We start from the raw sequence: 21,025 nt of genomic DNA, 5'->3' as shown, positions 1-21,025 counted from the left end.
CAGATTCCGGTATAGCTCGCAAATCAGATCACGCTACCTTCGTCGCTCCGGCGGACGTGACGTACAGCGGTTGTTTCTTCCTGCTTCTTCTTCAGCCCTGCATTGATTTGCAAATTATCATAGCGATCCACGCGAATCAATTAGTCAATCAGTCAACTAACAGCGTGCTTGTTAAATAGCTGGAATGAGGAGCTTAGGCCTTGACTGGATGAAATTTTTGCTGTGCCGCCAGGAGGCCGTCGCTCATCAACATCTCCACGGCGTCCGCCGCCTCGTCGAGGAGAAACGGCAGGTCCTTCTTTTCGACGGTGCCGAAATCCCGCAGCACATAGTCTGCCGTATCCATGCGGCCCGGGGGCCTTCCAACGCCGACCCGTACCCGCAAATAGTCCTTGGTCGCCAGGGCCTTGGAGATATCCCGCAAGCCATTGTGGCCGCCTTCTCCCCCGCCGATCTTCAACTTGACCGTGTTGAACGGGATATCAATTTCGTCGTGCACCGCAATGACGTGGTCCGGAGCAATATTGAAGAACGAGGCCAAGCCTGAAACAGGGCCGCCGGAAACATTCATGTAGCTCATGGGTTTGGCCAGCACCACCCGCGGTCCGCCGATTCCAAGCCGGCCCTCTACTATTTGGGCCCTGGCCTTGTGGGCTTTGAAGGTTCCGCCCATCCGCGAAGCGAGCTCGTCGAGGACCATTTGGCCTACGTTGTGGCGATTGTTGGCATATTCACTGCCGGGATTGCCGAGGCCGACGATCAGCCAAGTGTCTGTCATGGAGCCATCCTAGGGACTCGAAGGGGCGGAACGAAAAGAAATGGCCGGGACCCGAAGGTCCCGGCCACAAAGCAAGGGGCATGCGCCTCAAGCAGTCATGGTGACTACTCTGCCGCGGGAGCCTCTTCCGCTGCTGCAGCTGCAGGAGCAGCTTCGCCTTCTTCTTCCTCGGCCACGGGAGCGGCTTCGGAGATGTTGACGACCAGCGTCTCGGGGTCGCTCAGCAGGGTGACACCTGCCGGCAGGGCGAGGTCGGAAGCGTGGACGTGGGCGCCGGCTTCGCGGCCTTCGATGCTGACCTCGACGGCGGTGGGCAGGTGGGTTGCCTCGGCTTCGAGGGAAACCGTAACGGCTTCCTGGTTCGCGATGGCACCCGGAGCAGCTTCACCGGTGACGTGGACGGGGACGTCGACGGTGACCTTTTCGCCCTTGCGGACGGTCAGGAGGTCGATGTGCTCGATGATCTGCTTGATCGGGTCGCGCTGGATGTCCTTGACCAGGGCCAAGTGGTCCTCGCCGTTGATGTCCAGGGACAGCAGGGCGTTGGCGGTGCGGACGGCCAGCGTGGTGGCGCGGCCCGGCAGGTTGACGTGGATGGGCTCGGCGCCGTGGCCGTAGATGACAGCCGGGATCTGGCCGGCTGCGCGGGCGCGGCGGGCGAAGCCCTTGCCGAATTCGGTGCGCAGTTCTGCTGCGAGCTTCTGCTCGGACATATGTACTCCTTGATTACTGTGGCCGGCACGTTGCCAGGCAAGCTGATCAGCAAGGGCGGAGGTCTGTAGCGACCTTCTACGCCCGACGGAACCCCGGCCGCAGCCGGTCCGCCTTCGGTGAAGGAGTTTCAGACCCAGTCGATAACGGAGAACCGCAATGCGCTCTCCCTCGCCAAGGTATCCCCACGAGTTTAGCAGCCGCGTCCCGCAGGAGCGAAACGCAGCCGACTAGGCCTGGCCGTCGAAGAGGCTCGTGACGGAGCCGTCGTCGAACACTTCACGGATGGCACGGGCAATCAGCGGCGCGATGGACAGCACGGTCAGCTGCGGGAAGCGCTTCTCCGCCGGAATCGGCAGCGTGTTGGTGACAACCACTTCACGCGCGCCCGATTCCGCAAGCCGCTTGGAGGCGGGCTCGGAGAAGATCGCGTGGGTGCAGGCGATGATGACGTCCTTGGCACCGGCGTTCTTGAGCACCTGGACAGCACCGGAAATGGTTCCGCCGGTGTCGATCATGTCGTCGATCAAGACGCACGTCCGGCCTTCGATCTGCCCGACGACGGTCTTGGACACCGCCTGGTTCGGCACTGTCAGGTCACGCATCTTGTGGACGAAAGCGAGCGGTGCCCCGCCGAGTCGCTCGGCCCACTGTTCCGCCACCCGGACACGGCCCGTGTCCGGGGACACGACAGTGATGTTGTCAGCAGCGACTTTGGTGCGGATGTAGTCGGCAAGCAGCGGGATGGCCATGAGGTGATCCACCGGGCCGTCGAAAAAGCCCTGGATCTGGGAAGTGTGCAGATCCACTGACATGATCCGGTTGGCGCCGGCCGTCTTGTACAGATCGGCTACCAGGCGGGCGGAAATGGGCTCGCGTCCGCGGCCCTTCTTGTCCTGGCGCGAGTACGGGTAGAACGGCGAAACCACCGTGATGCGCTTGGCCGAAGCGCGCTTGAGGGAGTCGATCATGATCAACTGCTCCATGAGCCAGTTGTTCAGGGGCGCGGGGTGCGCCTGGATGACGAAGGCATCGGTTCCACGGACACTTTCACCGGCGCGGACGTAGATTTCACCGTTGGCGAAGTCGTACGCGTCAACCGGCAGGAGTTCCGTTTCCAGTTCCTTGGCGATTTCCTGCGCCAGTTCGGGGTGTGCCCGTCCGGCGGCGAGAACCAGTCTCTTCTCGCCGTTTGCGGTAATTTCGCTCATGCCTGTGTGCCCTCTTCTGTGGTTGCCGGAGTACTTGAAGAATCGGGGGCGGCGGATGCTTGCGCGGCCTGCGCCAGCTTGGCCGAGTTGCTGCCCTGGCGGTTGGCGATGACCCAGCCTTCGGAGTTGCGCTGCGGGGCGATGCTCAACGTCAGGGCTCCGGCGGGAACGTCCTTGCGGATGATGGCTCCGGCGCCGCTGTACGCGCCGTCGCCGACTGTCACGGGGGCCACGAAGACCGTGTTGGACCCGGTCCGCACACCGGATCCGATCACCGTGCGGTGCTTCTTCTCGCCGTCGTAGTTTGCCGTGATGTTGCCGCAGCCGATATTGGTGTCTTCGCCGATTTCGGCGTCACCGGCGTAGCCGAGGTGGGACAACTTGGATCCGCGCCCGATCGTCACGTTCTTGGTCTCGTAGAAGGCGCCGATCTTGCCGGTCTCGCCGAGGACCGTGCCGGGCCGCAGGTAGGTGAACGGACCGACGCTGGCGTGGGCGCCTATCGTCGAACCTGAGCCGTGCGTGCGGGTCACCTTCGCGCCTTCGCCCACCGAGACGTCGGCGAGGGTCGTGTCAGGCCCGACGACGGCGTCACGCGCCACGGTGGTGGCGCCGTGGAGCTGAGTGTTGGGAAGGATCCGCACGTCTTCGTCGAGGACAACCGTGGAGTCGATCCACGTAGTGGCGGGATCCACCACGGTCACGCCCGCGCGCATCCAGGCTTCGACGATCCGGCGGTTGTGTTCGGCGCCAAGGGCGGCGAGCTGCACGCGGTCGTTCGCGCCCTCAACCTGCCAACGGTCGTCGGTGACGAAGGCGGAAACCCGTCCTCCGGCGTCGCGCGCCAATTCGAGGACATCGGTGAGGTACTTTTCGCGCTGGATGTTCTCGGTGGTCACCTTGCGCAACTGGGTGCGGAGCACGCTGGCGTCGAAGGCGTAGATGCCCGAGTTGATTTCGCGGACGGCACGCTCATCCTCGGTGGCGTCTTTGTGCTCGCGGATGCCCAGGACGGTTCCGTCTTCAGCGCGCAGGATCCGGCCGTAGCCGTGCGCGTCGTGGAGGATCGCGGTCAGGACGGTTACCGCGTTGCCTTCGGATTCGTGGGTGGCAACAAGCTCGGTGAGAAGGGCCCCCGTCAACAAGGGGACATCGCCGTAGGTGACCACGACGGTTCCGCGGACTTCTTCCTTCTCGTCCAAGGCATCGAGGGCGACTTCGACCGCGCGGCCGGTGCCGGGCACTTCGTCCTGGTCCACGATGACGGCCTCGGGATCGACTTCTTCGATGTGCGCGGCCACGAGGTCGCGCTCGTGGCGCACTACCAGGGCGAGGCGCTGGGGGTCGATGGAACGCGCGGCGCGAATGGCGTGGGCCACCATGGAGCGTCCGCCGATTTCGTGCAGGATCTTGGGGGTCCGGGACTTCATGCGCGTACCGGCTCCAGCCGCAAGGACGATGACTGCGGCGGGGCCGGTGGTGTCAGGGTTCACGAAGTCGCTCTCCTTGATCGTTCAGAGACGAGCCGGCAGATGACCGACTAGTTCCGCCCATAGGATTCGAACCTATACTCCACGGCTCCAAAGGCCGGGGTGCTGCCGTTACACCAGAGCGGACCGTGCGCACGCCCGCCCTGCGGAACGGCTTCCGCGGGGCTCCCGTTTGACCGGGTCGCACACACAAGAAACTAGTTTGCCATGTGAGCTGCGTGTTCGCGACTTGGCGCGGCCCCGAGTCCTGGATTGGTTCCGGCCTGGGGCCCCCGAAGTCCCTTCGTGCTTGAGCTGAGGCATGATAGATGCGTGAGCAAGAGCACAGGAATCCCCCAGCGTTCCACGGGTTCCGCGGTCATCAACAACGCGCCGGAACGCCAGGTGGCCCGTTCCCGCATGACGGCTTCCCAGCGCCGTAACCAGCTCATCGGGATTGGCCGGAGCCTCTTCGCCGCCCGCGGACTCGATGCCACGACGATCGACGAAATCGCGGCAGCGGCAGGCGTTTCCAAGCCCGTGATCTACGAGCACTTCGGCTCGAAGGAAGGGCTCTACACCCAGGTTGTCGAGCTCGAATTCCAGGTCCTGTTGCAATCGATCAACGAAGCCTTGGCCGCCGAAGCCAAACCGCGGATCCTCGTCGAGCAAGCCGCACTAGCCCTCCTTGGCTACATCGAGGAGCGGACCGACGGGTTCCGGATCCTCATGCGGGACGCCCCGCCGTCGCAACCCGAAGGCGCGTTCGCCACATTGCTCTCCCATGTGGCCGAGCGGGTGGAGGACTTGCTTGCCGACGAATTCTCCCGGCGTGGTTTCAGTGCCGCGGACGGTGCCATGTACGCCCAGATGCTCGTGGGCATGGTTGCCATGACAGGCCAGTGGTGGCTGGACCACCGGCAGCCGGACAAAAGGGCCGTGGCCGCCCATTTGGTCAACCTGGCGTGGAACGGCCTGACGGGCCTGCAGAAAGACCCGGAGCTCACCTCGGACGCTTAGCCCCCTATTCGCCGAGGACCTCCGCCGCCTCGAGCCACTCAAGTTCGAGGCCTTCCTTCTCGTCGAGGAGTTCCTGCAGCTGGGCGTTCAAGTCGCTGAGCGCGTCGAAATCGCCCGACTCGGACTTCGCCGCCATTTGCACGTGGAGTTTTTCCTCCTGCTGGGCGATCTTGCCCAGTTGGCGGTCGATCCGGTTCAAGTCCTTGCGCGCTTCGCGTTTTTCCGCCTCGCTCGCGCCCGAGGTCGCCATCCCCGCAGCAGCGCCCGACGTCGGACTTCCACCGGCGGCGGCCGGGCCCGGGACGGTTCCGCTCGCCAAAGCGGCTTCGCGCAACTCCAGGTACTGGTCCACGCCGCCCGGAAGGCCGCGCAGCTTGCCGTCCCCGAGGAGGGCCATCTGGTGGTCGGTGGCACGCTCCAGGAGGTAACGGTCGTGGCTCACCACGATCAGCGTGCCGGGCCAGCCGTCCAACACGTCCTCGACGGCGGCAAGGGTGTCGGTGTCGAGGTCGTTGGTGGGCTCGTCGAGCATCAGCACGTTGGGTTCGCCCACCAGGAGCCTGAGCAGTTGCAGGCGGCGGCGCTCACCGCCCGAAAGATCCGGGACGGGCGTCCATTGCTTCTGCTTCGTGAAGCCCAGTTGCTCAACGAGTTGCCCAGCGGTCATTTCCCTGCCGCCGACGGCAAAGGAACGCTTCTCCCGTTCGATCACCTCGATGACCCGCAGGTCGGAAACTTCGTCGAGCTCCTTCACGTCCTGGGACAACACGGCGGTGACCACTGTCTTGCCCCGTTTCAGCCGGCCCTGGCTGGGGTCGATTTCGCCGTTGAGCAGCCGCAGGAGGGTCGATTTGCCGGCCCCGTTGACGCCGACGAGGCCCAGCCGCTCCCCCGGGGCCAGCCGCAACGTCACGTTGTCGAAGAGCTTCCGGCCGTCGAAATCGAGCGACACGTTCTCCAGGTCCAGCACGTCCTTGCCGAGCCGGGCCGTCGCCATCTTGCTCAGCGCCACCGAGTCGCGGGGCGCGGGGACATCCTCGATCAGCTCGTTGGCCGCCTCGATGCGGAACTTGGGCTTCGAGGTGCGGGCCGGAGCGCCGCGGCGCAGCCATGCCAGTTCCTTCTTGACGAGCTGCTGGCGCTTGCTTTCGACGACGGACGCCATCCGGTCCCGCTCGGCGCGGGCGAGCACGTAAGCCGCGTAGCCGCCGTCGAACGGGTCCACCATGGCGTCGTGTACTTCCCACGTCCGGTTGCAGACTTCGTCCAGGAACCAGCGGTCGTGCGTGACCACCAGGAACGCGCCATGGTTGGCGCGCCACCTGGTCTTCAAGTGCCGGGCCAGCCAGGCGACGCCTTCGACGTCGAGGTGGTTGGTGGGTTCGTCGAGCATGATGACGTCGTGGTCTTCGATGAGCAGCTTGGCCAAGGCCACACGGCGCTTTTGCCCGCCGGAGAGGGCGTGGACGTTGGCGTGCCAGTCGACGTCGCCCACGAGCCCGCCCATGATTTCCCGGATCTTCGGGTTGGCGGCCCATTCGTGGTCGGCACGGTCGCCAACGATCGCCGCCCCCACGGTGAGGTCGCCGTCGAGCACGTCCGACTGGTCCAGGTAGCCGATGTTGACGTCGCCGCGCTTGGTCACGCGGCCGGAGTCCGGCGTCGAACGCAAGGCCAGCAAGCGCATCAGGGTGGATTTACCATCGCCGTTGCGCCCCACCATGCCAATCCTGTCGCCGTCCTCCAAACCGAGGGTGACGCCGTCGAGGACGGTGCGGGTCGCGAACGAAACGGTGAGGTTTTCACCGCCGAGGAGGTGGGCCAATGGGTACTACTTTCTGGTGGTGATTGAGGACAGCCGCGGAAGGCGGGTTGTCATAGGAGGGTATCGGAGATGATCCGGGCACCGGGAACCGGGCCGTGCACGGCGAGGGCGTTGTGCCCCAGGTGCCGCAGCTCCTCGGCGAGCTCGCCTGCGGCCGGGGAACTGTCCGCGAGCAGGGCCACGGTGGGACCGGAACCGGAGACGATCCCGGCGAGGGCGCCGTTCGCCTCGCCGAGGCCGATCGTGTCCCGCAATCCCGGCGCGAGTTCGATCGAAGCACGCTGGAGGTCGTTGACGAGGAGCTTGCTCAAGGAATCGGGATCGCCGTTGCGCAGGGCCTGGAGGATCTTCGCGTCCACTTCGAGCGGTTCGGGCACCTCAAGTCCCTCGGCATTGCGGAGCGTGTCCAGCGTCCGGAAGACTTCCGGCGTCGAGAGCCCGTAGTCGGCGCAGACGAGGACCCAGTCCATTTGCGCTTTCGCGAGGGCCGGAGACAATTCGTCGCCGACTCCGAGCCCGACGGCGGTGCCTCCGAGGAGCGAAAACGGCACGTCGGCGCCCAGCTCGGCTGCGAGGTGGGCGAGTTCCTCGCGCGACAATCCGCTGTCCCACAGGGCGTCGCACGCCAGGAGCGTGGCGGCGGCGTCGGCGGAGCCGCCACCCATGCCTCCCGCGACGGGCACCCGCTTGGTGATGTCCAAGTGGACGCCGGTGGCTTTCTCCGAGACGTCCCGCATGATCGCCGCGGCCTTGTAGGCGAGGTTGCGCTCGTCGAGGGGAATGTCCACGCCATCGAGGTCCAGCGTGCTTGCCGCGTTGATGCTGACGGTGATCCCGGGTTCCTCGGTGCTTGTGGCGGCCACTTCCTCGTAGAGGGACACCGCGAGGTAAACGCTCGCGACGGAATGGTAGCCATCGGGCCGCAACGGGCCGACGTTGAGGGAGACGTTCACCTTGCCGGGTGCGCGGACCCGCACGGTGCGGGCGGCGAAGCGCCCGCGGCTCGCGGCGCTGATGCCCGGGCTCATGCGTCCATGGGGTGGCGGGCCTCGGCGATGCGGACAAAAGCGTTGATGTCGAGGACCTCCCCCCGCGCGCTCGGGTCGACGCCGGCCGCCACGAGGCAACGTTCGGCTTCGGCCGGGCTTCCGGCCCAATGGGCCAGTGCCGCGCGCAGCGTCTTCCGGCGCTGAGCGAAGGCGGCATCGATCACGGCGAAGACCTGCCCACGGGTGGCATGCGTGGCAGGCGGCGCGCTCCGGGTGAATGCGACGAGCCCCGAGTGGATCTTGGGGGCCGGCCAAAAGACGTTCATGCCGATCACGCCGGCCTTGCGCATGGTCCCGTACCACGCGGCCTTGACGGAAGGCACCCCGTAGATCTTCGAGCCGGGCGCGGCGGCGAGCCGGTCAGCCACTTCGTCCTGGACCATGACCAAGCCGTGTTGCAGGCTCGGGAAGTGCTGGAGGAGGTGCAGGACCACCGGCACCGCGACGTTGTACGGCAGGTTGGCTACGAGGGCCGTCGGCTGGACGGGAAGTTCGGTGACTTTCATGGCGTCCGAGAGGACCAGGTGGAAGTCGTCGACGGCGTCGGGCCGCCACGCGCGGACGGTTTCCGGCAGCTTGGCGGCCAGCACGGGATCGATTTCGACGGCGACAACCGACTTCGCGGCGTCGAGGAGGCCAAGCGTCAAGGATCCGAGGCCGGGCCCGACTTCGAGGACGGTTTCCCCGGGATCGATCGAAGCGGCCGAGACGATCCTGCGGATCGTGTTGCCGTCGATGACAAAGTTCTGTCCCAGCGTTTTCGTGGGGCGGACACCGATTTCCTCGGCGAGCCGTCGGATGTCCACAGCTCCCAGGAGGGGCGCGACGGCGGCGTGTTCGGGATTCGGTTCAGTCACCTAGGTATCGTATCGTCTGACCGCCGAACGGCTGCTTCCGGAGGCTGTTTTTGGGCGGGAAAAGGGCCGGGTCCGTCACCGGACCCGGCCCTTTTCGCCGTGCTTATGCCGTGCGCCGGCTGGCTTAGGCCGAAGCCGCCCAGCCGCAGCCCCACGGCGACAGGCCGCGCTGCGCGTACACGCGGTTGGCGATGTCGATCTGCTGGGCCTTGCTGGCGAGGCTCGCGTTCGGAGCGTAGGCTCCTCCGCCGGAACCGAGCCACGTCTGGACGTCGAACTGCAGGCCGCCGTAGTAACCGTTACCGGTGTTGATTGCCCAGTTTCCGCCGGACTCGCACTGGGCGACCTTGTCCCACATGGCTTCGTTCGGGGCGCCGGTGGGTCCGGATGCCGCGGCGGCTGCCGGCGCGGGGCGTGCCTTGGTTCCCACCGTGACCTTCGCCGGGACCGGGTTGGTGGTCACATTCGACGAGACGAGGGTGCGGTCCGCTTCGCGGCCGTCCACCAGGACGAGCTTGAACGTCTTCGTGAGCAACCCGAGGACGCCCTCCTGGGTCACGGTCTTCTGGTCCGTGTACTGGTTGGGATCCTCGGTGGTGACGGTGTCGAACGGTACGTTCTCCGTCTCGGTTGCCGTCTTGCTGGTGTCCACGCGGGAAACCTTGATGACCATGTTGGCGACGACCGGAGCCGAGTTGGGCTGGGACACGCGATCGTTGGCGCCGAGCGAAACACCTGCATCGCTCAGGACCGTGGCGACGTCCGGCGCCGTCGTGGTTTTCGCCGAGCTCTGGCCGTCGACGATCAGGCTGATCGTCTTAGGGGTCAGGATCGAAACGTACGATCCCGCAACTTCCAGTTGCTGGTCCTTCGGCTCGGACACGGCCGAAGCGCTTGCTACGCCGAGTTCGGAGACGAGGCCGCCGACGTTGGGCGCCGTGGTGTTGACCGTACGCTTCGCCCCGTCAAGGCTCACGGTGACGGCCTTGGCCAGGTTGACGTTGATGATGGAACCGTTCTGCACCGAGCTGTCCAGAGCCGGGGAGACCCGGTCTTCCGGCTTCAGGTCGACCTTGGCCGCCTTGACCACTTGGTCAACGGTATTGCCGAAGGTCTGGACGGAACTCACTTTGCCATCAACATTGAGGGTGACCGATTTGTTGTTGCCCGTGAAGGCAACGACCCCAAGCACCAGTGCCGAAAGCACCAGCAGCTGCGCACCGACTTTGACGAAACTGAACTTGCCGTCCGTGGTGAAGAACTTAACCATGTTTGCCCGTAACTTTTGGACCATCCGGGCACGGGGAAAAGCGCACAGGGGTAACCTGCCGCGGTCCCAAACCGGCCGAAGCCGTGCTGGAGGACTGCGGCGGGGCTGGGCGCCGCCACACTCAATTCAACTGAAAATTTCCAATTGCGAACGGAGCAAGTGTTCCGGTGGCCTTCCCCGACCCCGGCTACTGGTTACCCACTGTAACCGAAGCGTTATAAAGTGGCCAAGAAAATTGCATACTGAGTATGCAGCGGGTCACGTTCCTATGCAGGTTTCAGTCCCATGAACCATATGTGGCAAGCGTGTTCCGGGCGAGCTGCCCGCACATCTCGGAAAGATCTCGATTTGTTACTTCGGCCATCGAACGAACGGTATACGGAACCATGTAGCTGGCATTCGGCCGGCCCCTGAATGGATGCGGGGTCAGGAACGGGGAATCGGTCTCCACCAGCAGCAATTCGGGATCCGCGATGGCGAGTGCTTCCCGCAGGTCCCCGGCATTCTTGAACGTCATGGTGCCCGCGAAGGACATGTACCAACCGTTGTCGTTACAGATCCGGGCCAGTTCAGCGTCACCCGAGAAGCAATGGAACACCACCCGTCCGGGAGCCCCTTCCTCGCGGAGGACCTGGACGACGTCGTCATGGGCATCGCGGTCGTGGATCTGCAGGGTGAGGTCGAGCCTCTTCGCGATATCGATGTGCCGGCGGAACGAGTGGCATTGGGCCACCAATCCGTCTCCGTGGGTGCGGAAGAAATCAAGGCCGGTTTCGCCGATGGCGCGGACCCGGGGGTGGGCCGCCAACTCCTCGATCTCGGCCAGGGCGGATTCGAGTTCGCCCCGTCCCGCGTAGACAGGAGCGTCATTGGGGTGGATGGCCACGGCGCCAAGGAGCCGCTGGTCCATCTCCAGAGCCTGCACCGTGAACCGTGAAGATTCAAGGTCGCAACCCACTTGCACGGCTCCCTGGACTCCAACGCTTTCGGCTGCATCCAGGGCATCCACAACAGCCACTTCCAACAACCCGTGCCGGAAGTCGAGGTGGGTGTGGTTGTCCATCACCGGAACGGGCAAAGGCTCCGGCGCCGGCGGGAATTCCTTGCGTGAGTTTCCGCCCTGGGCCTCCGGGGACGTTTCGGGCGCGCGGTAGGGAACCGGTGGGAGGGAGGTGCACATGCTTCCACCCTATCTTTCCCGAGGTGGTATCCCTCCCTCTGTTTGCGGTGGGCCTAGGCTGGGTAGTCTGGTAACGAAAGGCGGTAATTCCCTGCCAGGGCACCGCGGCCCGGCGGGGACGCTGTCATGGCTGAGGGGCTGTCCATGGATTCAAAGCGTCAGGGAACGTTCGATGAGGACCGGCTGCGCGACGACGCCGTTGCGATCGCGCCTCCAGGACACGAATCCCCCAACGGCCACAAGCCCGCGGTCATGGACCCTGCCCAGTTCCACACGGCGAGCGAAAAGATCCTGGCTGTCATCAACCAGGTGATCGACGGCAAGGCCGAAGCCGCCAAGCTGGCGTTGACCGTGCTGCTCGCCCAAGGTCACCTCCTGGTGGAGGACGTGCCCGGCGTCGGAAAGACCCTGCTCGCCAAGACCCTCGCCCGCACAATCGACTGCAAGGTCAGCCGCATCCAATTCACCCCGGACCTCCTCCCCTCGGACGTCACGGGCGTTTCCATCTACAACCAATCGTCGCGGCAGTTCGAGTTCCGGACGGGCGCGGTGTTCGCCAACATCGTGATCGGCGACGAAATCAACCGTGCGTCGGCGAAGACCCAGTCGGCCTTGCTCGAATGCATGGAGGAACACCAGGTGACGGTGGACGGCTTCTCCTACCAATTGGCCGAACCCTTCATGGTGGTGGCAACGCAGAACCCCATCGAAATGGAGGGAACGTACCCGCTGCCGGAGGCGCAGCGAGACCGCTTCATGGCACGGATTTCAATGGGCTATCCGGACAAGCTCTCGGAGATTGAAATGCTCGGGACGCACCAGGCGGTCTCTCCCCTGTCCAAGATCACCCCGGTGGTCACCGCGTCCGACGTCGCCGCCATGATCGCCACGGTACAGCGGGTCTTCGTCTCCGAGTCCGTCAAGGAATACACGGTGGGCCTGGGCCGGGCCACGAGGGACAGCGCGCGGCTTCGCCTCGGAGCCAGCCCCCGCTCCCTCCTGCAATTGCTGCGGGCAGCCAAGGCGACCGCAGCCCTCGACGGCAGGGATTTCGTCCTTCCGGATGACGTCATCCTGGTGGCCGAGTCGGTTTTGGCGCACCGGATCATCCTTGACCGCAAGGCCGCAAGCTCCGGAGACACCCCGCAAAGCGTCATCCGCTCCATCCTGGCTTCCCTCCCGGTCAACCAGGAAACCGGCGCCGAACGCCGCGGCAGCTAGGCGCGAAAGGAGGTCCGGCATGGCCTTGGTGGATCGGCTTCCCAAGCACCTCTTCACCACGCGCGGCTGGGGATTGCTGGCTAGCGGCGTCGCGTCATTGCTACTCGCCCAGATCATGGGCCGGCGCGATCTACTGGCCCTTGGCATCCTTCTCGTGGCGTTGCCTTTAGTGGCGCTGGCAGGCCTCCGGGTGCTCAAGCCCCGGTTCCAGGTGTTCCGCGAGTTCCATCCCTCCACGGTGGAAACGTCGTCGACGGCGACGGTCCGCCTGGCGGTGGCGCGGACAGGTACGGCAACGGGACCAGTGATCATGGAGGAACAGTTGCCTCCGCGCTTCGGTGAGCCCCCGGCGTTCGGGTTTCCAACGCGCTCGGCGTCCGGCGGGACCAGCCGCTATGAATACCACCTTCGCTCGGGCAAACGCGGCCAGTTCCGGATCGGACCGGTCACGGCCGAGTTCTGCGATCCGTTCGGCCTGTCGCTGCACCGGCACGCGATCGACGACGGCGACATCCTCACCGTGACGCCCGCCGCCGTCGAGCTTCCCGCGACGGGGCTCGCGGGAGCACGGGGGAACGACGGCGTCACCGCCACCCGGATCCGGGCCAACCCAAGCGACGACGACGTGATGACCCGCGAGTACCGGCACGGCGACCCCATGCGGCGCGTTCATTGGGCCGCGACCGCCCGACACGGGGAACTCATGGTGCGCCAGGAAGAATCCGTGACCACGCCCGAGGCCACGATCATCCTGGACCAACGGTATTCCGCGTTTGTCTCCGGATCGGGGGCAGTCTTCGGCCCCCACGAGGACGCGGTCGAGTTGCTGAGCAGCGAGGCGTTCGAGTGGGTGGTGACGGCGGCCATGTCCATCAGTTCGCATCTCGCCGACCGCAATTACTCATTGCGCTTCCTCGATGCCGCCGGAAATCCCGCTTTTCGCGGGTCACGCTCCGCGCCGTACCCCGAAACCGAGGAATATACCGGCCTGGGCGGATTGCAATCCATCGCCGAAAGCCTCGCCGCGATTCAGCTCGGCGGTCCGAGGCACGGGCACGGCGAGCGCCACAAGGACGCGTCCGCCGTCGTCGACGCCACGGAGGCACCCTTCGATGACCACCTGATGGACAAGTTGGCGGCACACCGCCTGCGCGGGCCGGTCCTGGCGCTGCTCGGCAACATGCCCGTGGCCGAGGCCCGGGCGCTTGCCCCCGCGGCGGGCTACGGCGCCAATGCCTTCGCCCTCGTGGTCACGGACCACCCGCGCCATGCCCAGCCCGTCATCGAGGCCCTGAAGCTGGGAGGCTGGCGTGCCGTCGCCGTGAGCCCAAGGACTGATCTTCCCGCGGCCTGGGCCGGTTTCGACCAAGGCGAAATCCTCGCGGCTGCCGCCGCGGCCATGGACGTCAGGCGCGGGGCGGCGGTGCCCCGATGACCACCACCTCACGGCACGATTCTCCGGAACGGACCCGGCCGGCAGATGCCGCCGAACCCGCGGACCTGCCGGATCTCCCCCATCGGCGGCTGAAGACGGGCCTCGGGGTGTATCCGTGGGCGATGGCCGCAGCCATCTCCTTCGCGGTCCTCGGCACGGCCCTTTCGCTCAACGGGGTGTTCCGTGGCTGGATCTGGTTCATGCCGGCATTCACCACGGTGTGTACCGTCGCCGGGACGCTCGCCGTGCTTCGCGCCTTGCGGACGCCGTCGCTGCTCGTGGCCCTCGGCGGCCTAGTCTCCTTGGTGTTCATCCTCGATTTCATCTTTTTCCGGCCAGAGAGCACCGCGGGCTTCATCCCGTCCCAGGCGACCCTTGATGAACTGGGGCAGTTCCTCAAGCGGGCCGGAGACACCGTGGTCTCCGAGACGGCTCCCGTCGCTCCCAACGCCGGCATAGTCTTCGTGGCCTGCGCGAGCCTTGGCCTTGTGGTTGTCCTCATGGATGCCTTGGCCGTTCCTCTCGGCATGCCCGCAACGAGCGGCTTGGGACTGCTGGCCATCCTGGTCTTCCCGGCGACCATCAAGCCGCAAGGCTCCGGGCTTCTCGGCTATCTCGGCGCCGCCCTCGGGTACCTCGTGGTCCTGGCGTGCAGCCAATGGTTCGCGCCGGATCCGCGGCTCCAGAGCGACAGGGCGCGCGGGGCCGGGCAACTCAAACGTTCCGCCGCCATCGGCGCCGCTGCCCTCGCCCTGAGCCTGCTGCTCCCGTTCGCGATTCCGGGCTTCGATCGCGGCACGTTCCCGGTAGGTTCGCGGCTGAACCCTTGGGGCACCTCCAACGGCCTGAACCCCATGATCACTTTGGGAAACAGCCTGCGGAATCCCACAGGCAGCGGGCGGATCACCTACGCCACAAGCTCCACGGCCCCCCTTTACTTGCGATCAGTGACGATTGACCACTTCGACGGCGACACTTGGGCCCCGGACGATCGCGAGGCAGCCAGGCGCATCGGCGCGGGACGCATTGCCCCGGACTATTCCCTCCCGGACGAACTCGTGCGGCAATTGACGGTGGTGGACACCGGCCAATTCACGAGCCCCTACCTGCCCGTCCCTTATGCCCCGACCGCCGTGAACGGCTTGAGCGGGCGGTGGTCCTGGGATCCCGAAACCCTGAGCATCCGTGGCGAGGACACCACTAGCCGGAACCAGCAATACACCGTGTATTCGGCGTTGCCGGCAGTGACCGCCGTGGAATTGAGCCAGGCAAATGACAAGCCGGCGTCGATCTCGCAGGATTTCACCCAGTTGCCCAGCAACGTCCCAGCCATCGTCCGCAACACGGCCAAGACAGTCACCGCCGGCGCCAACGGCAACTACGCCAAAGCGATGGCGATCCAGGACTACCTCCGTTCGTCCCAGTTCAGCTACTCGCTGGAGGCTCCGGTCCAGGGTGGCTACGACGGCAACGGAATGTCAGTGCTCGCGGACTTCCTCCAGAAGAAGAGTGGTTATTGCGTCCATTTCGCTTCCGCCATGGCAGTGATGGCGCGCCTCGAGGGGATTCCGAGCCGCATCGCCGTCGGTTACGCTCCTGGCCACTCCACGGGCGTCACAGTTGCCGTGGCGGGGCAGGAACCGCTGCCCGAATTCGAGGTGGATGCCCGCGACGCACACGCGTGGCCCGAGCTCTACTTCGAAGGCTACGGTTGGATCGCCTTTGAGCCGACACCTTCGCGCGGCGTGGTTCCCACCTATGCCTCCGACGCGACGGCGCCCAACGTCCCCAGCACCAGCCTGCACGATGAGAACCTCGTCCCAGGCGGGGCGACTTCCCAGCCGAGCACCTCCGCCGGGCCGCAGCTCGCCGCTCCCGGCGTCGGCACGGCAACGAACTCCCGCACCGTGGTGGACCTCTATGCCCTCGCCGGAGCGTTGCTGGTGGCGGCGCTCCTGGCGTCCCAGCGGCTCATCCGGACCGGAATCCGGACGCGGCGCTTGCGCCCGACCCGGTCGGCAGGCGCCGGCCATGCCGCCACGTCGGCCGGAGGCGGGCCCGCCCCGCCCGGCGACGGGCCAATCCTCGCGTGGGATGAACTCCAGGACCTCGCCACCGACTACGGCCTGCCGCCCGTGCCCAGTGAGACTCCCCGGCATTTCGCCACGCGCTTGGGCACCTCGGCGGCGCTGGGAGTGGGACGGGCGGGCCACGCGACGCCGTCGGGCACCGACGACGACGCGCAGCGCGCCGTGGGATCGCTCACGAGCGATTTCGAACGGCAACGCTACGGCCCTCCGGAAGGATCCCGCACCGAAGGCGGGGACGTGCTGGAGCGCTCGACGGCGGCCGCGCGGATCGCTGCTGTCCGCGCGGCTTTGCGGAACAACGCCGGCTGGTTCGCACGCTTCCGCGCGGACTGGTTCCCGCCGTCGTTGATGTCCACCTGGTCAAGGCGGGCGTTGTCGCCCGTCCGGTTGCTCCGCGGTGTTTCGATTTCGCTGGGGCGCCGCCTGGCGTGGTTTGGGCGCATGCTGCGTGCCGGGATTCGCCGGCAGCGCTAAGCGGGACACGCAAAAAGCAGGGCACCGGAGCCATGGATCCGGTGCCCTGCTTTGCTAGCGCTTAGCGGTTAGCGGTTAGTCCGCGTAGGGGTCGGCGATGCCGACGTACTGGGTGGTGAGGTATTCCTCGATGCCCTCGAAGCCGCCTTCACGGCCCAGGCCGGACTGCTTCACGCCACCGAACGGGGCTGCCGCGTTGGAGATGACACCCGCGTTGAGGCCCAGCATGCCGGTCTCGATCCGTTCGCTGACGCGCAGGCCGCGGTTCAGGTCCTTCGTGTAGACGTAGGCGACCAGGCCGTACTCGGTGTTGTTGGCCAACTGGATGGCCTCGTCTTCGCTCTTGAAGGTCACGATCGGAGCCACCGGCCCGAAGATCTCCTCCTTGAGGATGCGGGCATCCGCGGAGACGTTCTTCAGGACCGTGGGCTGGTAGAAGTAACCGGGACCGTCCACCGGGGCACCGCCGGTGACGGCCACCGCGCCGTTGGCAACGGCGTCGGACACGAGGGCGTGCACGCCGTTGCGGGCCTTGCCGTCGATCAGCGGACCCACCGTGGAGTCCGCCTCGGTGCCGCGGGCGGGGTTCAACGCCGCGATCTTCGCGGCGAACTTCTCCGCGAACGAATCCGCGATGGAGTCGTGCACGATGAAGCGGTTCGCCGCCGTGCAGGCCTCGCCCATGTTGCGCATCTTGGCCGCGACAGCGCCTTCGACGGCCTTGTCCAGGTCGGCGTCTTCGAAGACCACGAACGGGGCGTTTCCGCCGAGTTCCATGGAGCTGCGCAGTACCTTGTCCGCGGCTTCGCGCATGAGGGCCTGGCCCACAGGGGTGGAACCGGTGAAGGAAATCTTGCGCAGGCGGTCGTCCTTGATGAGCGGTCCGGTGACAGCACCCGCGGTGGAGGTCTGGATGACGTTCAGGACACCGGCAGGCAGGCCGGCTTCCTGCATGACCTGCGCGAACAGCAGGCTGGTCAGCGGCGTCAGGTTGGCCGGCTTAAGAACCATGGTGCAGCCCGCGGCAACAGCGGGAGCGATCTTGCGGGTGGCCATGGCCAGCGGGAAGTTCCACGGAGTGATCAGCAAGCACGGACCAACGGGCTTCTTCTGCACGAGGATGCGGTTCTTGCCGTCCGGAGCGGCGGAGTAACGGCCTGAAACGCGTACGGCTTCCTCGGAGAACCAGCGAAGGAATTCGGCACCGTAGGCAACCTCACCGCGGGCCTCGGCCAAAGGCTTGCCCATTTCCAGGGTCATCAGCAGCGCGAAGTCTTCGGCGCGGGCCGTGACGAGCTCGAACGCGCGGCGCAGGATCTCGCCGCGTTCGCGGGGAGCGGTACGGGCCCAGGAAGCCTGGGCAGCGGCGGCGGCGTCGAGGGCCGCGGCGCCATCTTCCGTTCCGGCGTCGGAAATGCTTACGAGCACCTTGCCCGTGGCGGGATCCTCGACGTCGAACGTCTTCCCGGACGCGGCAGGCAGCCACTGGCCGTTGATGAGCAGACCCGTGGGAACGGAGGCGAGAAGTTCGCTTTCGCGATCGGCGGTAACAGTCACAGTGACTCCTTCGTCAGTCAGTGCTCTTTGGAGGGATGCACCAACCCTTGTTGGGTGGAATTACTGCCACGGTACTGCTCGCCGCGAAGCAGTGTCTACGCCTTCGCGCACTGCCGGGGCCCTGCCGGATTGTGCACTTGCACAGCCGCGCACACGGCGTCCGGGATCGGTCCTCAGCGGGCGGCGAGGACCGCCGAATACAACTCGCGCTTGCTGATGCGGGCGTCCACAGCCACTGCCGCAACAGCTTCCTTGAGCCTCACGCCTTGCGCCACAAGCGCGTTGACCGCGGCCACGTGGTCCTCCGGAGCGCCCGGCGCCTGTTCGGGTGCACCAGCCACAACTACGGCAATTTCACCGCGTACCTCGTTGTTCTCCGCCCATTCCAGCAGTTCACGGACGCTTCCCCGCAGGACTTCTTCGTAGGTCTTGGTCAGTTCACGGCACACGGCGATCCGGCGATCCGGACCGAACCGCTCGTGCAGTGCCCGCAGCATCGGTTCAAGCCGGTGCGGCGCTTCGAAGAACACCATCGTCCGGCGCTCCCCGGCAAGGTCCGCGAGGCGGGAACTGCGTTCACCGGCTTTGCGCGGAAGGAAACCCTCGAAGCAAAAGCGGTCCGTGGGCAGCCCGGACAAGGCGAGCGCGGTCAGGACAGCCGACGGGCCCGGAAACGCCGTCACCGAGAGCCCGGCCGCCACCGCTCCCTCGACGAGGCGGAAGCCAGGGTCCGAGACTGCCGGCATACCGGCGTCGCTCACCATGATGATGGTCTTGCCCGCCCGGACCTGCTCGAGGAGTTCCTCGGTCTTGGCGGCCTCGTTGTGTTCGTGGTAGCTGATGACACGGCCCCCCACGGTGATGCCGAGGGAGTGGACCAAGCGATGCAGGCGCCGGGTGTCCTCGGCCGCAACGATGTCGGCTGTCTGGAGCAGCTCGATGAGCCTGCCGGACGCATCGCCCACATTCCCGATGGGCGTGGCGGCGAGGACAATCCGTCCGGTCCCATCGCCCGTCGCCGGAAGCACGGGTGCTTCGGTGGAATCGTCCCGGGAGCTCAGCTGATCAGTCACCCGTCCAGCCTAGTCCCCCGCGCCGGTGGCGGGTTTCCTGTTTCAAGGAGTTGCCCGTTCAGGGAGCTGGCCGTTCAGGGAGCTGGACGTTCAGGGAGCTGGCGGGGGCAAAAGGTAGCATGGGCCGAGTGACCGATACCTCCGTGCGCCCCGTTCCCCTCACCAGGTCCGCAGGGGCCTCGCTGAAACGGCCTTGGATAGTGCGGCCACAGGATGCATTCACGGCTGAGGCCCTGCGCACGCGGCTCATCGGAAGCATCCAAAGCTGGCGGGACTATCCGCCCACCTTGCGGCTTTGGTTCTGGTTGATCCCGACCATCACCACCGTCATCGGCGGAATCCTACGGTTTGTGCGCCTCGGCGACCCCCACAGCCTCGTCTTCGATGAAACCTATTACGTCAAAGACGCCTACTCGTACCTGGTCAGCGGCTACGAGAGGGCCTGGCCGGACAAAGCCAACGACGCCTTCAACGCCGGCAATCCGAACGTCCTGCTCAACTCCCCCGAATACGTGGTCCACCCTCCGGTGGGAAAGTGGATGATCGCGTTCGGCATGTGGCTCTTCGGTTCGGACAATTCGTTCGGCTGGCGTTTTTCGGCCGCGCTCACTGGAACCCTCTCCATCTTCCTGCTCGCGTTGATCGCCCTGAAGCTCTTCCGGTCACACATCCTGGGAGCCATATCGGGACTCCTGCTCGCCATCGACGGCCACCACCTGGTGATGTCGCGCACCTCGTTGCTGGACATCTTCCTGATGTTCTGGCTGCTCGCCGCGTTCGGTGCGCTCTTGATGGATCGCGACGACGGCCGGCGCCGCCTGGCTGCCCGGCTCGCCGCGTTGGCGCGAGCCTCGAAGGACGGCCGCCCCACGGCTTTCCAACTCGCCTCAGGCCCGCGGCTCGGCTTCCGCTGGTGGCGCCTGGCGGCCGGCGTGTGCCTCGGCTTGGCCGTCGGCACCAAATGGTCCGCGTTGTTCTTCGTCGCCGTGTTCGGCCTGATGACGGTTTTCTGGGACATGAGCGCCCGCCGCATCGCGGGCATCCGGAGCTGGCCCAGCTCGGCGATCATCAAGGACGGAATACCGGCGTTCTTCACCATGATCCCGGTGGCCGCCGCCGTGTACCTGTCCACCTGGACCGGGTGGTTCCTCTCCAAGGACGCCTATTACCGGACATGGGCTGACAGCAACCCTTCCGCAACCTGGGGCTGGATTCCCGGTCCACTGAGGTCGCTCGCCTACTACCACATGCAGGCCTACAACTTCCACCAGAGCCTCAGCGCGCCGCACCCGTACCAATCGAGTCCGTGGACCTGGCTGGTCATGGGCCGGCCGACGTCGTTCTACTACGAGTCCCCTCAACCAGGAACTCCTGGCTGCACGGTGCCGAACTGCACCTCGGCGATCTTGTCGGTAGGCAATCCCGTGATTTGGTGGGGCGCCACCATCGCGCTCTTCGTGGTTCTCTTCTGGTGGGCGGGACGGCGGGACTGGCGTGCCGGAGCGATCCTCTCAGGGATGGCCGCGGGCTACCTCCCGTGGTTCATGTACCCGGACCGCACAATGTTCTACTTTTACGCGATTTCCTTCGAACCGTTCATGGTCCTGGCCCTCGCCTACGGACTGGGCCTGGTGCTCGGCCGGAGCGACGATCCGCCATGGCGGCGCCGCTCCGGCCTGTACCTGGTGGGCCTGGTAGTAGTCGTGGCTGTGCTCTTGTCCGCGTTCTTCTATCCGATTTGGACTGCGGAGACCATCAGCTACCAGGACTGGCGCATGCGCATGTGGATGCCTTCCTGGATCTGA

General features: G+C 65.8%; 16 protein-coding genes and 1 tRNA gene. 5 read left to right on the top strand and 12 right to left on the bottom strand.

Features of this window, described 5'->3' with window-relative positions:
• Positions 1-193 precede the first annotated feature (193 nt).
• The 5 genes from pth to ABCW42_RS06290 form a co-directional block, all read right to left on the bottom strand.
• On the bottom strand, positions 194-778 hold the full coding sequence (gene pth, locus ABCW42_RS06310; RefSeq protein ID WP_423184040.1) for an aminoacyl-tRNA hydrolase: 585 nt from the start codon (positions 776-778) through the stop codon (positions 194-196).
• A 104-nt stretch (positions 779-882) separates the two neighbouring features.
• Positions 883-1,491, bottom strand: a complete 609-nt coding sequence (locus tag ABCW42_RS06305) for a 50S ribosomal protein L25/general stress protein Ctc (RefSeq protein WP_133204073.1) — start codon at positions 1,489-1,491, stop codon at positions 883-885.
• A gap of 228 nt (positions 1,492-1,719) precedes the next feature.
• Entirely contained in the window at positions 1,720-2,700 is a 981-nt protein-coding gene (locus tag ABCW42_RS06300) for a ribose-phosphate diphosphokinase (protein WP_133204074.1), read from the bottom strand.
• The gene (gene glmU, locus ABCW42_RS06295; protein ID WP_423184039.1) at positions 2,697-4,193 is read right to left on the bottom strand and encodes a bifunctional UDP-N-acetylglucosamine diphosphorylase/glucosamine-1-phosphate N-acetyltransferase GlmU; all 1,497 of its coding nucleotides are present in this window, start codon (positions 4,191-4,193) and stop codon (positions 2,697-2,699) included. Before glmU ends, ABCW42_RS06300 begins: the two co-directional genes overlap by 4 nt.
• 51 nt (positions 4,194-4,244) lie before the next feature.
• Positions 4,245-4,316 (bottom strand) — tRNA-Gln (locus ABCW42_RS06290).
• Between the two features lie 273 nt (positions 4,317-4,589).
• On the opposite strand from ABCW42_RS06290, the gene ABCW42_RS06285 reads away from it, so the two are divergent.
• Positions 4,590-5,189: a TetR/AcrR family transcriptional regulator gene (locus ABCW42_RS06285; RefSeq protein ID WP_423184825.1), complete on the top strand. Its 600-nt coding sequence runs from the start codon at positions 4,590-4,592 to the stop codon at positions 5,187-5,189.
• Positions 5,190-5,193: 4 nt separating this feature from the next.
• Here ABCW42_RS06285 and ABCW42_RS06280 read toward each other — a convergent pair whose 3' ends face one another.
• The 5 genes from ABCW42_RS06280 to ABCW42_RS06260 form a co-directional block, all read right to left on the bottom strand.
• Positions 5,194-7,014, bottom strand: coding sequence for an ABC-F family ATP-binding cassette domain-containing protein (locus ABCW42_RS06280; RefSeq protein ID WP_423184038.1), 1,821 nt, complete (start codon positions 7,012-7,014; stop codon positions 5,194-5,196).
• Positions 7,015-7,064: 50 nt separating this feature from the next.
• Positions 7,065-8,042: a 4-(cytidine 5'-diphospho)-2-C-methyl-D-erythritol kinase gene (locus ABCW42_RS06275; RefSeq protein WP_423184037.1), complete on the bottom strand. Its 978-nt coding sequence runs from the start codon at positions 8,040-8,042 to the stop codon at positions 7,065-7,067.
• Positions 8,039-8,920, bottom strand: a complete 882-nt coding sequence (rsmA, locus tag ABCW42_RS06270) for a 16S rRNA (adenine(1518)-N(6)/adenine(1519)-N(6))-dimethyltransferase RsmA (protein ID WP_423184036.1) — start codon at positions 8,918-8,920, stop codon at positions 8,039-8,041. The genes ABCW42_RS06275 and rsmA overlap by 4 nt, the downstream gene beginning before the upstream one ends.
• A gap of 124 nt (positions 8,921-9,044) precedes the next feature.
• Positions 9,045-10,190, bottom strand: a complete 1,146-nt coding sequence (locus ABCW42_RS06265; protein WP_423184035.1) for a transglycosylase family protein — start codon at positions 10,188-10,190, stop codon at positions 9,045-9,047.
• Between the two features lie 277 nt (positions 10,191-10,467).
• Entirely contained in the window at positions 10,468-11,370 is a 903-nt protein-coding gene (locus tag ABCW42_RS06260) for a TatD family hydrolase (RefSeq protein ID WP_423184034.1), read from the bottom strand.
• A gap of 144 nt (positions 11,371-11,514) precedes the next feature.
• Here ABCW42_RS06260 and ABCW42_RS06255 point away from each other — a divergent pair, with 144 nt between their 5' ends.
• From ABCW42_RS06255 to ABCW42_RS06245, 3 genes are read left to right on the top strand one after another with little or no spacing between them, the layout of a single operon-like run.
• Positions 11,515-12,591 carry an AAA family ATPase gene (locus tag ABCW42_RS06255; protein ID WP_423184033.1) on the top strand — a complete coding sequence of 359 codons (1,077 nt, stop codon included), beginning with the start codon at positions 11,515-11,517 and terminating at the stop codon, positions 12,589-12,591.
• A 19-nt stretch (positions 12,592-12,610) separates the two neighbouring features.
• A complete protein-coding gene (locus ABCW42_RS06250) occupies positions 12,611-14,026 on the top strand; it encodes a DUF58 domain-containing protein (RefSeq protein ID WP_423184032.1) in 1,416 nt (471 codons plus the stop codon).
• Positions 14,023-16,590: a transglutaminase TgpA family protein gene (locus ABCW42_RS06245; protein ID WP_423184031.1), complete on the top strand. Its 2,568-nt coding sequence runs from the start codon at positions 14,023-14,025 to the stop codon at positions 16,588-16,590. The genes ABCW42_RS06250 and ABCW42_RS06245 overlap by 4 nt, the downstream gene beginning before the upstream one ends.
• 75 nt (positions 16,591-16,665) lie before the next feature.
• On the opposite strand, the gene ABCW42_RS06240 is transcribed toward ABCW42_RS06245, so the two are convergent.
• Together ABCW42_RS06240 and rsmI are read right to left on the bottom strand one after the other, a co-directional pair.
• Positions 16,666-18,147, bottom strand: a complete 1,482-nt coding sequence (locus tag ABCW42_RS06240; protein ID WP_133204084.1) for an NAD-dependent succinate-semialdehyde dehydrogenase — start codon at positions 18,145-18,147, stop codon at positions 16,666-16,668.
• A 173-nt stretch (positions 18,148-18,320) separates the two neighbouring features.
• The gene (gene rsmI, locus ABCW42_RS06235) at positions 18,321-19,175 is read right to left on the bottom strand and encodes a 16S rRNA (cytidine(1402)-2'-O)-methyltransferase (protein WP_423184824.1); all 855 of its coding nucleotides are present in this window, start codon (positions 19,173-19,175) and stop codon (positions 18,321-18,323) included.
• Between the two features lie 164 nt (positions 19,176-19,339).
• Between rsmI and ABCW42_RS06230 the strand changes: the two genes are divergently transcribed.
• On the top strand, positions 19,340-21,025 hold the full coding sequence (locus ABCW42_RS06230; protein ID WP_423184030.1) for a dolichyl-phosphate-mannose--protein mannosyltransferase: 1,686 nt from the start codon (positions 19,340-19,342) through the stop codon (positions 21,023-21,025).

This window comes from Arthrobacter sp. NyZ413, assembly GCF_049390645.1.
Lineage (GTDB): Bacteria > Actinomycetota > Actinomycetes > Actinomycetales > Micrococcaceae > Arthrobacter.
The sequence above is the reverse complement of the archived record's forward strand: the minus strand, read 5'-3'. Positions and strand labels throughout refer to the sequence as shown.